At 69.0% G+C, this 13,862-nt stretch carries 12 protein-coding genes; 5 read left to right on the forward strand and 7 right to left on the reverse strand.

Annotation, left to right across the window (positions count from 1 at the left end):
- Nucleotides 1–11 precede the first annotated feature (11 nt).
- The gene (locus ACW17W_RS04290) at nucleotides 12–1,370 is read left to right on the forward strand and encodes a S41 family peptidase (protein ID WP_492079506.1); all 1,359 of its coding nucleotides are present in this window, start codon (nucleotides 12–14) and stop codon (nucleotides 1,368–1,370) included.
- Here ACW17W_RS04290 and purT read toward each other — a convergent pair.
- Entirely contained in the window at nucleotides 1,341–2,537 is a 1,197-nt protein-coding gene (gene purT, locus ACW17W_RS04295; protein ID WP_492079507.1) for a formate-dependent phosphoribosylglycinamide formyltransferase, read from the reverse strand. The two genes, ACW17W_RS04290 and purT, sit on opposite strands and share 30 nt — an antisense overlap.
- 178 nt (nucleotides 2,538–2,715) lie before the next feature.
- A complete protein-coding gene (tkt, locus tag ACW17W_RS04300; protein ID WP_492080254.1) occupies nucleotides 2,716–4,665 on the reverse strand; it encodes a transketolase in 1,950 nt (649 codons plus the stop codon).
- Between the two features lie 152 nt (nucleotides 4,666–4,817).
- Here tkt and ACW17W_RS04305 point away from each other — a divergent pair, with 152 nt between their 5' ends.
- Nucleotides 4,818–5,147 carry a hypothetical protein gene (locus ACW17W_RS04305; protein WP_492079508.1) on the forward strand — a complete coding sequence of 110 codons (330 nt, stop codon included), beginning with the start codon at nucleotides 4,818–4,820 and terminating at the stop codon, nucleotides 5,145–5,147.
- A complete protein-coding gene (gene zapA / locus ACW17W_RS04310) occupies nucleotides 5,147–5,473 on the forward strand; it encodes a cell division protein ZapA (protein ID WP_492079509.1) in 327 nt (108 codons plus the stop codon). The genes ACW17W_RS04305 and zapA overlap by 1 nt, the downstream gene beginning before the upstream one ends.
- A 17-nt stretch (nucleotides 5,474–5,490) precedes the next feature.
- Here zapA and ACW17W_RS04315 read toward each other — a convergent pair whose 3' ends face one another.
- Nucleotides 5,491–6,357 carry a tyrosine-protein phosphatase gene (locus ACW17W_RS04315; protein ID WP_492080255.1) on the reverse strand — a complete coding sequence of 289 codons (867 nt, stop codon included), beginning with the start codon at nucleotides 6,355–6,357 and terminating at the stop codon, nucleotides 5,491–5,493.
- 44 nt (nucleotides 6,358–6,401) lie between these two features.
- The gene (locus tag ACW17W_RS04320; protein WP_492079510.1) at nucleotides 6,402–9,032 is read right to left on the reverse strand and encodes a TonB-dependent receptor; all 2,631 of its coding nucleotides are present in this window, start codon (nucleotides 9,030–9,032) and stop codon (nucleotides 6,402–6,404) included.
- A 228-nt stretch (nucleotides 9,033–9,260) separates the two neighbouring features.
- Between ACW17W_RS04320 and ACW17W_RS04325 the strand changes: the two genes are divergently transcribed.
- Nucleotides 9,261–10,466 (forward strand): TetR/AcrR family transcriptional regulator, encoded by a 1,206-nt coding sequence (locus ACW17W_RS04325; RefSeq protein WP_492079511.1) that lies wholly within the window; start codon nucleotides 9,261–9,263, stop codon nucleotides 10,464–10,466.
- Nucleotides 10,467–10,468: 2 nt separating this feature from the next.
- Here the strand turns inward: ACW17W_RS04325 and ACW17W_RS04330 are convergent, their stop codons facing one another.
- Together ACW17W_RS04330 and ACW17W_RS04335 are read right to left on the reverse strand one after the other, a co-directional pair.
- Nucleotides 10,469–11,656, reverse strand: coding sequence for a thiolase family protein (locus tag ACW17W_RS04330; protein ID WP_492079512.1), 1,188 nt, complete (start codon nucleotides 11,654–11,656; stop codon nucleotides 10,469–10,471).
- A 65-nt stretch (nucleotides 11,657–11,721) separates the two neighbouring features.
- Complete coding sequence (locus tag ACW17W_RS04335; protein WP_492079513.1) at nucleotides 11,722–12,579, reverse strand: acyl-CoA thioesterase; 858 nt, start codon at nucleotides 12,577–12,579, stop codon at nucleotides 11,722–11,724.
- A gap of 176 nt (nucleotides 12,580–12,755) precedes the next feature.
- Here ACW17W_RS04335 and ACW17W_RS04340 point away from each other — a divergent pair, with 176 nt between their 5' ends.
- Nucleotides 12,756–13,247 (forward strand): winged helix-turn-helix transcriptional regulator, encoded by a 492-nt coding sequence (locus tag ACW17W_RS04340; RefSeq protein WP_492079514.1) that lies wholly within the window; start codon nucleotides 12,756–12,758, stop codon nucleotides 13,245–13,247.
- Between the two features lie 31 nt (nucleotides 13,248–13,278).
- Here the strand turns inward: ACW17W_RS04340 and ACW17W_RS04345 are convergent, their stop codons facing one another.
- Nucleotides 13,279–13,860: a hemerythrin domain-containing protein gene (locus tag ACW17W_RS04345; RefSeq protein ID WP_492079515.1), complete on the reverse strand. Its 582-nt coding sequence runs from the start codon at nucleotides 13,858–13,860 to the stop codon at nucleotides 13,279–13,281.
- Nucleotides 13,861–13,862 lie beyond the last annotated feature (2 nt).

The following is a 13,862-nucleotide window of genomic DNA, read 5'->3' on the forward strand; positions in this document are numbered from 1 at the left end:
CTATGCGGTTGATGTCCGTCCCGGGTTACGCCTCCACACCCTGCACCCTTCCGCCCCGCAGCCGCTGGGTCGAGGCGTTCCGGCGGGCCGCCTCGGGCGCGCTTGTCCTTGTCATTCTCGGCGTCGCGGAGCCGGGACCGGCGCGGGCGGACCCGGCAATGGCCGCCGCCGCCCCTGTGACCGCCCCAACCGCCGTCGTCGACATCCCGGCCGCCCGCCGACAGATGAACCAGCGCGTCTTCGACCGCGTATGGGAGGAGGTCCGGCGGGCCTACTATGACCCGCAACTGCACGGTGTGGACTGGGCCGCCGCCCGCCACGTCCACCGGCCCGAGGCCCTGGCCGCCGCTGACGATGCCGGCCTGTATCGCGTCCTCGACCGGATGCTGGGTCTGCTCGACGACAGCCATGCCCGGGCCCTGTCGCCGGCCATGGTCCGCCGCCAGCAGGAGGCGCGCTCGCGCCGGGCGGTTCTGGGCGTGACCCTCCACGCCGAAACGGAGGGCGAATACCGGATAGAGCGCGTCCGCGCCGGGTCGCCGGCGGAGGCGGCGGGCGTCGAGGTCGGCTGGCGGCTGAAGACGACCCCGAACGGCTGGAGTCTGGACCATGTGCTGGTCGACGGCCAGGCCCTGACCCTCGATTTTATCGACGAGGCGGATGTCGTCCGGCCCTTGACCGTTGTGCCGCGCATCATGGAGCCGTCGCCGGTGTTCGCCGCCGACGCCACGCGGCCGGGCGTGCTGGTGCTGCGCGTCGAGGGGTTCGAGCCCGGCCTCGGCGACTGGATGGGCGATCGCCTGTCAGAGGTGTCTCCGGAGACCGAGGTCATCGTCGATCTGAGGGCCAACCCCGGCGGCCTGCTGCGGGAGGCCGACGCCGTCCTGTCCTGTTTCCTGCCGGACCGGTCCAGATGGGCGGTGCGCACCACCCGCTCGGGCCGCCCCGTCCCCATGACGATCCGCCCGGGGTGCGGCGATCTGAAGACGCCCGCGCCCAACGCCCTGGCGATTCTGGTTGACGGCGCCAGCCGCAGCGCCGCTGAACTGACCCCGGCGGCGCTTCAGGAAGCCGGTCGCGCCATCGTCGTCGGTGAAAAGACCCCGGGGGCCGTGCTGATCTCGCAGGACGCACCCTTGCCGGACGGCGGCCGTCTGACGCTCAGCCGCGCCGACTTCGTCACCGCCGGCGGAATCCGGCTGGAGAAGCGCGGCGTCACCCCCGATATCCCGGCCATCGCCACCGCGGAGGATCGTCGAATCGGCCGCGACGTGGCCCTGGATGCGGCGATCCTGGCCTTGCAGGCGTCGCCGTCCTCGACCGGCGGAGCCGCAGGCCTCCTAACTGCGAACGGGCCGGACGCGCCCTGAGGCGTCGAGGGCGCGATCGCGGGCCTCTTCCACCGTTGCGCCGCGCGCCAGGGCCACGCCCATCCGGCGGCGCTCAAAAGCCTCGGGCTTGCCGAACAGCCGCAGCTCGGCAGTCGGCACGGACAAGGCCTCGGCGACGCCCTCAAAGGCAATCCCCTGTGCGTCCATGCCGCCATAGATGACGGCGCTGGCCGAGGGTTCGCCCTGACTTACGTCGACGGGCAGGCCGAGAATGGCGCGGGCGTGCAGGGCGAACTCGCTCTGGCTCTGGCTGACCAGGGTCACCAGTCCCGTATCGTGCGGTCGGGGCGACACTTCCGAGAACCAGACCTGGTCGCCCTTGACGAACAGTTCGACGCCGAAGACGCCGAGACCGCCCAGGGCGTCCGTGACCTTGCCGGCGATGTCTTGCGAGGCGGCGAGGGCGGCGGGGGTCATGGCCTGGGGCTGCCAGCTCTCGACATAGTCGCCCTTGACCTGGCGGTGGCCGATGGGGGCGCAGAAGTCCCTGCGGGTCGAGCCGTCGGCTGCGCGCGAGCGGACGGTCAGAAGCGTGATCTCGAAATCGAAGTCGATGCGGCCCTCGACGATGACGCGGGCGCCGGCGACCCGGCCGCTGTCCTGCGCATAGGTCCAGGCGTCGGCGATTTCATCGGGGCTTTCGACGAAGGATTGCCCCTTGCCGGATGAGGACATGACCGGCTTGACGAAACAGGGGTAGCCGACGGTCTCGGCGCCGGCGGCCAGTTCCTCGGCCGAACCCGCGAAGGCGTAGGGGCTGGTGGGCAGGCCCAGTTCCTCGGCGGCCAGGCGGCGGATGCCCTCGCGGTTCATGGTCAGCTGGACGGCGCGGGCGGTGGGGATGACCACGGCCAGGCCGGCGGCCTCGATATCGGCCAGGACCTCGGTGGCGATGGCCTCGATCTCGGGCACGATGATGTGCGGGGCCTCGGCCAGGATGACGCCGTTCAGGACCTGGGGGTCGGTCATCGGGATGACGTGGCTGCGGTGGGCGACCTGCATGGCGGGGGCGTTGGGATAGCGATCGACGGCGATCACCTCGACACCCAGCCGCTGAAGCTCGATGGCGACCTCCTTGCCCAGTTCGCCCGAGCCGAGAAGCATGACGCGGACGGCGGTGTCGGAGAGGGGGGTGCCGAGTTTCATCGACGTGTTCCTTTCGTCATCCTCCGGCGAGCGCAGCGAGACCGGGGGACCCAGCGGCGCCGAAGGCGAAATGGTTCAACAAGACCAACGGCCAGCGTGCGCGACAGGTTCGCGCTCTCGCGCGCCGCTGGGTCCCCCGGTCTGCGCCGCTTCGCGGCTTGCCGGAGGATGACGAAGACTACAGCCGCGCCTTGACCGCCGCGACCACCGCGTCGGCGGTGATGCCGAACTTGTCGTAGAGGACTTCGGCGGGGGCGGAGGCGCCGAAGCCGGTCATGCCGATGAAGGCGCCGTCCTCGCCGATGAAGCCTTCCCAGCCCTGTTTGATGGCGGCCTCGACGGCGACGCGGATCGTGCCGCGGCCGATGACCGAGGCGCGGTAGGCGGCGTCCTGTTGTTCGAACAGTTCGAAACAGGGGACGGAGACGACGCGGGTCGGGACGCCTTCGGCCTCGAGGGTTTCGGCGGCCTTCAGGGCCAGGGCCAGTTCCGTGCCGGTGCCGAACAGGGTGGCCTTGGCCTCGGCCGACGCGGGCTTGATCTCGTAGGCGCCCTTGGCCGAGAGGTTCTCGGTCGAGGCGACGGTGCGGACGGCCGGGGTCTTCTGGCGCGACAGGGCCATGGCCGAGGGCGAGGTCCGGGTCTCCAGCGCGATCTTCCAGCATTCCATGGCCTCGACCGTGTCGGCGGGGCGGAAGACCAGCAGGTTGGGGATGGCGCGCAGGGCGGCCAGGTGTTCGACCGGCTGGTGGGTGGGGCCGTCCTCGCCCAGGCCGATGGAGTCGTGGGTCAGGACGTGGATGGCGCGGACCCCCATCAGGGCGCCCAGACGGATGGCCGGGCGGCTGTAGTCCGAGAAGACCATGAAGGTGCCGCCGTAGGGGATGATCCCGCCGTGCAAGGCCAGGCCGTTCATGGCCGCGGCCATGCCGAACTCGCGGATGCCCCAGTTGACGTAGCGGCCTTCATAGGACGGCGCGTCCAGGATGGGGGTGCCGGCGACGAAGGTGTTGTTCGAACCGGTCAGGTCGGCCGAGCCGCCGACCAGCTCGGGGATGGCGGCGAACAGCTGGTCGAGCGCCGCACCTGACGACTGGCGCGTGGCCTGGGCCGGCCGGGTCTCGATCAGTTCGGCGATCCTGGCGTTCAGGGCGTCGAAGGCGCCCTCGGGCAGGTCGCCCTTCATGGCGCGGGTGAAGTCGGTCGCCTGCTTCGAGGCGGCGAGACGGGCTTCCCAGGCCTTGCGGTCCCTGGCGCCGCGACGCCCGACCTTGCGCCAGGCCGACAGGATCGTCTCCGGCATCTCGAAAGGCTCGTGCGTCCACGACAGGCCAAGCCGGGTGGCGGCGACCTCGGCGGCGCCCAGGGCGGCGCCGTGGGTCTTGTGGCTGCCCTCCATGGTCGCGGCGCCGCGACCGATCCTGGTCTTGCAGGCGATCAGGGTCGGGCGGTCCTGTTTCGTGGCCCATTTCAACGCGGCCTTGATGGCGTCGGCGTCGTGGCCGTCGATGGCCTTGACCGCCCAGCCGGCGGCCTTGAAGCGGCCCTTCTGGTCGGTGGCGTCGGACAGGGACACCTTGCCGTCGATGGTGATCTCGTTGTCGTCCCACAGGACAGTCAGCTTGCTCAACTGGTAGCGGCCGGCCAGGGCGATGGCCTCCTGCGACACGCCTTCCATCAGACAGCCGTCCCCGGCGATGACCCAGGTGCGGTGATCGACCAGGTCCTCGCCGTATTTGGCCGCGAGGTGACGCTCGGCCAGGGCGAAGCCGATGGAGGTCGCCAGGCCCTGACCCAGGGGGCCGGTGGTGACCTCGACGCCGGGCATGTGGCCGTATTCGGGGTGGCCGGCGGTCCTGGAGCCCCACTGGCGGAAGTTCGACAGTTCTTCCTTGGTCGCGGCCTTGTATCCGGTCAGGTGCAGCAGGGCGTAGATCAGCATCGAGCCGTGGCCCGCCGACAGGATGAAGCGGTCGCGGTCGGCCCAGTCGGGACGCGACGCATCAAACTTGAGGAATTTCGAGAACAGCACCGTCGCCACATCGGCCATACCCATCGGCATGCCGGGGTGGCCGCTCTTCGCCTTCTCCACGCCATCCATGGCCAGGACGCGGATCGCATCGGCCATCTGCCTGACGCCGGGCTTGACGGGGGCCTTGGCGGAATCGGACTTGGCGACGGTCATGAAGGGGGGCCTCGGGGCGGAAGATGTTGAAATGGCGCGGCGCCGCTTTACCCCGGCGCGCGGGCGGGTTCTATATGAAATCTGGAGGAATACGGATGGCAGACGCCACGACGGCCGCACGGGCCCGCATTGATCGGGCGCTGGCGGCGCTGGAGCGCAAGGTGAACGACCTCAAGGCGCGGCCGGCGACGGCGCGTCCGCTGGACGACGACGACCTGTTCGCGATTCCGTCCGTGGACGGCGTGTCCGGGGCGGGACTTCAGGGTCGGATCGCCGAACTGGAGGCGGCAGGGAAGGACGCCTCCCATGCGCTTGGCCGCGCCATCGAGGAGCTGCGCGCCGCCATGCTTCGAGAGGATGGCGACGAAGCCGAACCCGAAGTCGACGATCGCGACGACCTCGATGCCGAGGATGGGGAAGACTGATGGCCACCGTCACTGTGGACGTAAACGGCCGTCCCTATTCCGTGGGTTGCGCCGATGGTCAGGAGGAGCGGGTGCGCATCCTGTCCAAGGAAATTGACGCCCACGTGCGGTCGGTCGCCGAGGACGTAGGCCAGGTCGGCGACCTGAAGCTGTTCCTGATGGCGGCCCTGCTGCTGGCCGACCAACTGCATGAGGCCCGGCTGGCGCTCCAGAGCGGCGAGCCCGCCCCTGCGCCGCCGGCCCTGCATCCGGCCGCGCCGGACGGCGTGGCCGAGGCCCTGAACGCCGTCGCCGCCCGGATCGAGAAGATCGTCCAGTCGATCTGAAGCCGGCCGCCGGGCGTCTATTCGGTGTAGAGACTGCGAAGCCGAGCGAGATCGGCTGCGTCGACGCCCAGCTTCTGGTCCAGATAGGCCTCGACCGATCCGTACTGGCTGTCGATCTGGTCGAACACGGTGCGCAGATAGCGGGCGTCCACGCCCATGAAGACGGCGATCACCTCGGGCGGCAGTTGGGCGAAGGCGGCGTTCGCCTGATTGGCCTCGCCGTCACGCGCCCCGACCCCGCCGGTGAAATGGCGGTTGGACAGCTCATAGTCATAAAGGATGGTTTCGCGCGGCACGCCCAGGGCCGAGAGGATCAGGGCCGTGGCCAGGCCGGTGCGGTCCTTGCCCGCCGTGCAGTGGTACAAGGTCGCGCCCTCGCCCTCCAGCAGGTCCTCGAACAGGGCGGTTTCTTGGGGACGCTGCATCTCCAGCATCCCCGGATACATGGCGGCGAAGGCGTCGCGCGCCCGCTCGGCGGTGAGGGCTCCGCGGAACAGCGCGCCCATGCCCGACATGTCCATCACATAGTCATGGGCCACGACGCGCGGGGCGTCCGGCCCGGTCCAGGCGGTCGGCTCGGCCTGGCGTTCCTCGACCGACCGCAGGTCATGAACGCTCTCGATGTTCAGTCCGGCGACCTTGATCAGATCGTCAGGGGTCAGGTGCGACAGCTCCGCCGAACGGAAGATCAGGCCCCATTTCACCCGACGGCCATCCGTGGTGCGATAGCCGCCGATGTCGCGGAAATTCTGTACGCCTTCCAGCGGCACGATGCGGGGAGCCAGGACGGCGCTGTCGCCGGTCGGGGCGGGGACCTGTGCGGCGACCTGGCCGGCCAGACCGGTACAGGACAGGCTGAGGGCGACGGCAGCCGCGATGAACATGCGATTCACGGTCAGTCTCCGGCTGGATGGGGGAAGGGCGGTCATCAGAAGTTGAACCGGACGCCGGCCATCCAGCGCTGGCCGATCTGTTCGACCTCGCTGGGATGATCCAGATCGCCCTCATAGGCGATATAGACCTCGTCGGTCAGGTTGTTGCCGTCCAGGAACACCGACAGGTTGTCGTTGACCGCATAGCGCAGCGACAGGTCCAGGCTTTCATAGCCCTTGCGGTATTCGCCGCTGCCCAGGCTGTTCAGGGTGTCGATCCAGTCGTCGCGCCACTGATAGCTGAGCCGGGCCGACAGGCCGAAGTCCTCATAGTAGATCGAGGTGTTGGTGATGGTCCTGGACGTGCCGGGGAAGTCGGCGGTACGGCCGTCTCCGGTTTCGAACTCGCCGTCCAGCAGGGTGACGTTGCCCTGGAAGCCGAAGCCCGAGAGCCAGCCGGGCAGGAAGACGAACTGTTGCGAATAGGCCAGTTCCAGCCCGTACAGCCGGCCCTCGTCGCCGTTGCGGGTCGAGGTGAAGACATAGCCCGTGCGATCAATGCCGGCGACGTCATACAGGTCTCCGGTGACCGGGGCGCTGGCGTCGTACAGGACGTTGTCGACCTGGCGATAGAAGCCGCCGATCGAGACGACGCCCTGGCCCGGCAGATAGCGTTCCAGAGAGACGTCGCCGCCCCGGGTGCGTTCCGGCTCCAGCGTCGGATTGCCGCCGGAAATGGTGCGCGAGATGTCGTTGACGGCGGCGCCGGCGCGGATGGTGCCGAAGGAGGGACGTGAAATGCCGGTGGCGAAGGCCAGTCGGAAGACCACGTCCTCATTGACGTCGACCTTCAGGTTCACGCTGGGGAAGAGGTCGGTGTCCTCATTGGAGACCGACAGCGGGGTGTTGGTCGTCCCGACACGGAGGAAGCCGTCGATGTCCTGGTCCAGGCGCTCGACCCGCAGGCCGGCCACGACCTGGGCGGGCCCGAACTGGACCCTGGCCGAGCCATAGGCCGCCAGCAGTTTTTCGTTGATCGTGTAGCGATCGGCGGGGCTGATGTTGTTGGCGGGGTTGTAAAGGCCTGCCGCGCCCAGCGCATCCAGCCCTGCCTCGACGTCACGGCGCATCGCCTTGTTGTCGAGATAGAACAGGTTCAGGCCGCTGGCGAAGCCGGTGTCCCAGCGACGGTCGGTCAGATAGTCGGCATAGGTGAAGCTGCGGCCGACGCGGGGCAGCAGGGCGGTGAGCACCACGGTCGGGGCCGATCCGCTCAGAATGGAGCCCTCGACCTCGCGGTCGTCATACTGGGCGCCGAAGGCCAGCTGGACATCGCGGCCGCCGAAGACGACGTCGCGACGGGCGTCGGCCTTGTAGATCAGGGCATTGGATTCCACGGCCGAGGCCAGGGGCAGGACGAGGTTCAGCGAGAAGGCCGAGGGGGTGAGGGCCGCCAGATCCGCGCCCCGCACAAAACTGCCCGGTGTGGCGCCCGGGACCTGGGTCGCCAGCGAGAGGATCGGGAAGTTCACATCCGAACGATCGTAGCGGAGGGCGAAGCGCTGGGCCGAACTGGCCTGTTGCGACAGCACCAGCGGCAGGTCGGTGGTGTTCTCGGTCTCGGTGTAGTTCAGCCGCCATTCGACGTCCCAGCCGCCCAGCCGGTGGTCGCCGCCCAGGGTGCTGATCCAGTTGTTGTTGGCGTAGTAGCCGTCGTTGGCCGTCCCCCGGACGGGCACGCCGACCAGGTCGCCCGAGGTTGCTGTCCGCGTACCGCCCAGCGCCGACCCGATCTGGAACACATACTGGTTGCGCTCCTCATTGTCGTTGAACTCGGTGTAGAGGGTTTTGGCGAACAGCCGGTGATCGTCGTTGATCCGGTATTCCGCACCCAGGATTCCGCCGTTGCTTTCCCGTTCAAGGACGTAGTTGCGGAAGTCCAGCACCGTCGGCAGGCCGGCCGCGTCATAGGTGGTTTCGCGGTTGTCGGTGGTCTGGTCCCGCAGATAGTGGGAGACCGCCGCGATCACGCCCAGCTTCTCGCCGGACCAGGAACCGCGCAGCGAATACTGCTCCTGCTTGCCGCCGCCCAGAACCATCTCGCCGGCGCCGACGTCGCCCTGGACGTTCAGGCCGCGGTGATCGAAGGCGCTGAAGGTGCGCAGGTTGACCCGGGCCACAATGGCCTCGGCGGACAGGTCCGGCGTCAGCGACTTGTTGACCTCGAGCGCGCTCAGGATGACGGCCGGGACGGCGTCGAAACGGAAGGCGCGCTGGGTGCCGCCCTCATCCACGCCGATGACATTGATGCCGTCGATGGACACGCTGGTCCAGCGGTTCGGGGCGCCGCGGATCTGGAGGTAACGTTCCTGGCCCTGGTCGCGCTGGACCGCGACGGCCGGCAGGCGCGAAAGGGCGGCGGCCGCGTTCTGGTCGGGAAACTGGCCGACGGTGTCCGCAGCGATGACATTGATGATGTTGTCGGCGTTGCGCTGGCGCCGGATCGCGGCGGCCTGGCTGCCGACGATGGGAGAGCCGGTGACCACGATCTCGTCGACCGCCGTCGGGTCCTCGGGCGACCCGGAGGTCTGGGCCGAGACCGGTGTCGCCAGGGCTGCGGTCGACATGATGGACAGGGCGGCGCCCGCCAGCAGCGTCGAGCTGCGATTGAGGTGTCGGTAGTTCATGGCTGTTCCCCCTGCCCGGGCCGGGCCTTGGACTTGCCTACAATTCGAACGTATGTTTTCTGCAACTCTCCTGCGACAAATCCGTGTACCAATATTAAGTAGCGAAATAATAAGCATTATTTGTACAACGGTGTCTGGACCGAGGTTTTTTGATTCCAAATTCGAACGATTGTCCAAATTTGATCCGCCTGGTTGTCATCGTTCCGGAATCCTGAGCATTCTCGGGACTTGTCCAGCCACGCCGCCCAGAATCGCCTGACCGAGGCCGCCTTTGCGCTCATGACGGAGACGGGCGCCCACGGCGTCACGTCCCGGGCGGTGGGTGAGTTGTCGGGCGTCAAGGCGTCGGGCGTGAACTACCATTTCGGCGGCAGCGACGGGCTGCTGACGGCGACGTTCAGCCTCGCCCATGCGCGGGCGACAGCCTGGCGCGAGCGCTGGGCGCCCGTTCTGGCGGCCACCGCCCCCGCGGAGGCCTTCCCGGCCTGGTTGACGGTCGCTCTCGAGGACTATGCCTGCGCGGAGGCGCCGGTGCGGTCAGTCCTGCGCGAACTGGGTCTGGACGTCGCCCGCTCGCCTCTGCGTCAGGCCCTGGCCCGTCAGGAGTGCGAGGCGGCGGAAGCCTTCTGGGCCCGGGTTCTGCACGCCTTCGGCCTGTCCGGGGATCGCGCGGGTCTTGCGGCCGACTTCGCCGACGGTATGGCGACCCTGCACAATCACCGGTCGACCCATCCCGAACAACGGGCCTGGTTCAGCGAGACCTGCCTCAGGTTTTCCTCCCGCGTCGCCGACCTGTCTGTGTCGGCGGGCTGGGACGGCTGGCGTCAGGCCCTTCGCAACCGGTCTTCGCCACCGCCCGCCGATCCTCGCGGCGCCGGACTGCTTCCGGGCGCGGTGGCGATTCTGGGCCGGCAGGGACTCGGGGGCCTGACCCATCGGGCCGTCGCGAAGGAGGCCGGCGTGTCGCTGGCGGCCGTCACAGGACCCTTTCCAACCCGCGCCGCCCTGGTCCGGGGCGCGTTCGAGGCGTTGTTGGCCGACCTGTTGCGCCAGCCGTCTCTCGATAGCCTCACGGCCGGTTCGGTCAGCGTCGGGGCGGTGGCCAGCGGCTTCGCCGCCTCGACCTTCGCGCCCGACGGCGCGCCAGAGCCGACCATGCTGGCGATCGTGGAACTGCTTGGCGCCGGGGGGCGCGACGCCCAGCTTCAGGAGGGGCTGCTTGCGGCCCGCGTGGCGCGGGGGGAGACGACCTGGCGGCTCCTGTCCGCCATGCCGGGCGCCGAGACGGTCGACCGCCTCGACGCCCACATTCTCTCGACCATGAGCTTTGGCGCCATCCGGGCGTCCTTTGCGCGGGAACGGTCAGAGCGGCGGACCGAACTGGAGCGCCGCAGCCGCAACCAGTATCGCTGGCTGACCGGAATGCCGGACTGACCTCAGGCCAGCTCGACCGCCAGGGCCACGGCCTCGCCGCCGCCGATGCAGAGGGACGCTACGCCCTTCGTGCCGCCCCGCGCCTGCAAGGCGCCCAGCAGGGTGGCCAGCACCCGCGCGCCCGAGGCCCCGATCGGGTGGCCCAGGGCCGTGGCGCCGCCGTTCACATTCAGCTTCGCGTGATCGATGCCCAGGTCATGCATGGCGATCATCGGCACCACGGCGAAGGCCTCGTTGACCTCCCACAGATCGACGTCCTCGACGCTCCAGCCGGCCTTCTTCAACGCCTTCTGAATGGCCGGCACCGGGGCGGTGGTGAACAGGCCCGGCTCATGGGCGTGGGCGGCGTGGCCGACGATCCGGGCGATGACCGGCAGATGCATCGCCCGCGCCACGCTCTCTCGCGTCAACACCAGGGCGGCGGCGCCGTCCGAGATCGAGGCGGAAGAGGCGGCCGTGATCGTGCCGTCCCTGTCAAAGGCGGGCTTCAGCGTCGGGATCTTCTCGGGCATGGCCTTGCCGGGCTGTTCGTCGACGGAGACGGTCTCGACGCCCTTGCGGGTCTTGACCTCGACAGGCGTGATCTCGGCGGCGAAGGCGCCGGAGGCGATGGCGGCCGAGGCGCGGGTCAGGCTCTCGACGGCATAGGCGTCCTGGGCCTCGCGGGTGAACTGGTAGGACCGGGCCGCATCCTCGGCGAAGGCGCCCATCGGCTTGCCGGGAGAATAGGCGTCTTCCAGTCCGTCCATCATCATGCTGTCGACGATAACGTCATGGCCGATACGGGCGCCGCCGCGATGCTTGTTCATCAGATAGGGGGCGCCGGTCATCGACTCCATGCCGCCCGCGACGATGATGTCGGCCGATCCGGCGCGGATCGAATCTGCGGCCATCATCACGGCCTGAAGGCCCGATCCGCACATCTTGTTCACGGTCGTCGCCTCGACGTGCAGGCCCAGACCTGCGCCGATGGCCGCCTGCCGCGCCGGGGCCTGGCCGAGGCCGGCGGGGAGGACGCAGCCCATATAGATCTGGTCGACCTTCTCCGGCGGCACGCCCGCGCGCTCGACGGCGGCCCGGACGGCCGTGGCGCCCAGATCCGTAGCCTTCACCCCGGACAGCGCCCCCTGAAAGCCGCCCATGGGCGTGCGGGCGAAGGCGACGATGACGACAGGGTCATGGGCGGTCATGGGCAGGATCCTTGCTGTTCGGGTGTCAGATCGGCGCTCGCGGCCGGGGATGCAAGCGGTCGATGTCAGCCTCGGTCGGCGGCCCGGATCGCTGCAACCTTGCGCCGCTGGCGTCCGATGGCCAGGGCCGTGCCGTCCGCGCCCCAGACGGTCAGGTCGTCCACCGTCCAGCCCTTGCCGAGGTCCAGCATCCGGAACTCGAAAAAGGCCCATCCGTCGGGCGCCGTCTCCGGCGACGGATCCGCCAGGATGTCGTAGCGCAGGTCTACGGTCGCCATCCGCAGGGGGGAGGTCGCGGCTGTCCAGGCCGGCGGATAGAGGGCGTCCATCAGATAGCAGAGACGCAGCTCATCCAGCGGCGCGCCGTCTGTTGTCCGCATCCACAGACGTTCGACCGCCTCTGGCCCCGATTTGCCGCCCAGCAGGTTCGGCCCGGTTTCGAACCGGTATTCGACGTGTTGGGAAAAACGCGGCGCCATGGGCCCGGACAGGGTCCGGCGCGGGTCCAGACTGTCCAGCGGCGGGGGCGGCGCGGTCAGGACGGGTACGGCGGACGCACTGTCGTCGTCGTCTCCCCATGTCGCCTGGGCGTGATGGGTCAGCCGCTCTCCCTGGAGCACTTCCAGCGCCGTATAGGCGATCGTTCGTCCGCCCCGCAGCAACCGGGGCGTCAGGGCCACCGGCGGGCCATAGGCGGGCGCTGCCAGATACTGGATGGACAGGCTGCGCAGCGGCGCCGCCAGGCCCAGGCCCTGCCGCATCGCACGCGCGCAGAGGGCCGCCATCAACCCGCCGAACGGAAAGCCCTTCTCGGGCGGCGCGCTGATCGGGCCGTTGGAGAAGTCCCCGGTCAGCACGGCGGAAAGCCGGCCCTCGTCATCGGGGGTCAGGGTCAGGGCGTCATTCAGGGTCTGAAGCGTCATCCGCGTCCGATACCGTCACAGGAAGGCGGGCGGAAGCCCGGCTCCTGCCCGCAAGTCGAGGAATGCAGCCGCCCGGAGGCCGGAATGCCCCAATGCGTTGCGAAACAAGACTGACCCGGACCGTTCCCTTTGGCAACCCACTTGCCAAAAGCCTGACGCCGGGTCACTTTCCCGGAATGGGCCGCACCGCTGACTATTCCAAACAGAGCTGTTCCATCGCCGCGACCCTGGAGGTCATCGGCGATCCGTGGACCCTGCTCGTCATCCGCGACGCCTTCAATGGAACGACCCGCTTCGAGCAGTGGCAGGAGCAACTGGGCGTAGCCCGCAACGTCCTGGCCTCGCGGCTGAAAAGCCTGGTCCAGCACGGGGTGCTGGAGCCGCGCCTGTACTCGGAACGTCCGCCGCGCAATGAGTATGTCCTGACGCAGAAGGGGCGCGACCTGTCGGACGTGCTGCTCACCCTGCATGGATGGGGATCGAAGCATCTGTATTGCGACGTCGACCCGGGCGTCAGCTTCCGCCACACGACCTGCGGAGCCGAGCTTTCACCGCGTCTGGCCTGTTCCTGCTGCGGCGAGATCGTCAAACGGCGCGATATCGAGACCCGTCGCACCGCCGACTGCCCGACCGTGGGTGAAGTGATGCCCAAGGACGAGGCGGCCTGAAGGCAGCGTCGTCGCGCCCGACAGTCGCCTCTCAGCCGAGCTCGTCGCCTCGCGTGGCGATAAGGGGGATGACGATCTCCTCCTCGTCGTCGAGGTGGCGCCGGAGCCGCGGACCTGCAGTCCCGATGACGTCCGCCAGCATCATCGCCCTGTCGCGGGTGTCCGCCGCACCGGTCTGAATCCCCTGATGGAAGGCGACGGCGGCCTTGAACAGCCGGTCGATGTCCTCATGAACGACATCATGGTCGCGGTCGAGCAGGTCCACCCCATGGGCGATACGGGGCTCGACCCGGCGGAAGACCGGGAAATACTGACCGCTCTCGATCCTGTGGTGGGCGTCCAGATGCTGCAGGAACTGCTGCACCGTGGGGATCAGCCGGCCATGCAGGTCGCGCAGGTCCGTCTGATCCCCGCGCGAATGGTCGGCGACAGCCGCCATATGCGCATGGTGGCGCCGGAAGTCGTCGTGGATGTCCAGCCAGAAGCGAGCCATCCCCGCCAGGCCCGGCTCGCCCCAGCGCGCCCGGGGGTAGTCGGCCAGAAGCACCCGCATGTCGTCCGGCAGGCCGCCCCGCGTATGCAGGTGCAGCGGATCGCCGCCTGGGTCGGCCACAG

The organism is Brevundimonas sp. FV1ye29L (genome assembly GCF_058681095.1).

What these genes read in the sequence shown, in the direction of transcription:
- zapA (WP_492079509.1), top strand. Translation starts at nt 5,147, where the DNA reads ATGGCCACCGTCACTGTGGACGTAAACGGCCGTCCCTATTCCGTGGGT.
- ACW17W_RS04335 (WP_492079513.1), bottom strand. Translation starts at nt 12,579, where the DNA reads ATGACGCTTCAGACCCTGAATGACGCCCTGACCCTGACCCCCGATGAC.
- purT (WP_492079507.1), bottom strand. Translation starts at nt 2,537, where the DNA reads ATGAAACTCGGCACCCCCCTCTCCGACACCGCCGTCCGCGTCATGCTT.
- ACW17W_RS04315 (WP_492080255.1), bottom strand. Translation starts at nt 6,357, where the DNA reads ATGTTCATCGCGGCTGCCGTCGCCCTCAGCCTGTCCTGTACCGGTCTG.
- ACW17W_RS04290 (WP_492079506.1), top strand. Translation starts at nt 12, where the DNA reads ATGTCCGTCCCGGGTTACGCCTCCACACCCTGCACCCTTCCGCCCCGC.
- ACW17W_RS04305 (WP_492079508.1), top strand. Translation starts at nt 4,818, where the DNA reads ATGGCAGACGCCACGACGGCCGCACGGGCCCGCATTGATCGGGCGCTG.
- ACW17W_RS04320 (WP_492079510.1), bottom strand. Translation starts at nt 9,032, where the DNA reads ATGAACTACCGACACCTCAATCGCAGCTCGACGCTGCTGGCGGGCGCC.
- ACW17W_RS04330 (WP_492079512.1), bottom strand. Translation starts at nt 11,656, where the DNA reads ATGACCGCCCATGACCCTGTCGTCATCGTCGCCTTCGCCCGCACGCCC.
- tkt (WP_492080254.1), bottom strand. Translation starts at nt 4,665, where the DNA reads ATGGCCGATGCGATCCGCGTCCTGGCCATGGATGGCGTGGAGAAGGCG.
- ACW17W_RS04340 (WP_492079514.1), top strand. Translation starts at nt 12,756, where the DNA reads ATGGGCCGCACCGCTGACTATTCCAAACAGAGCTGTTCCATCGCCGCG.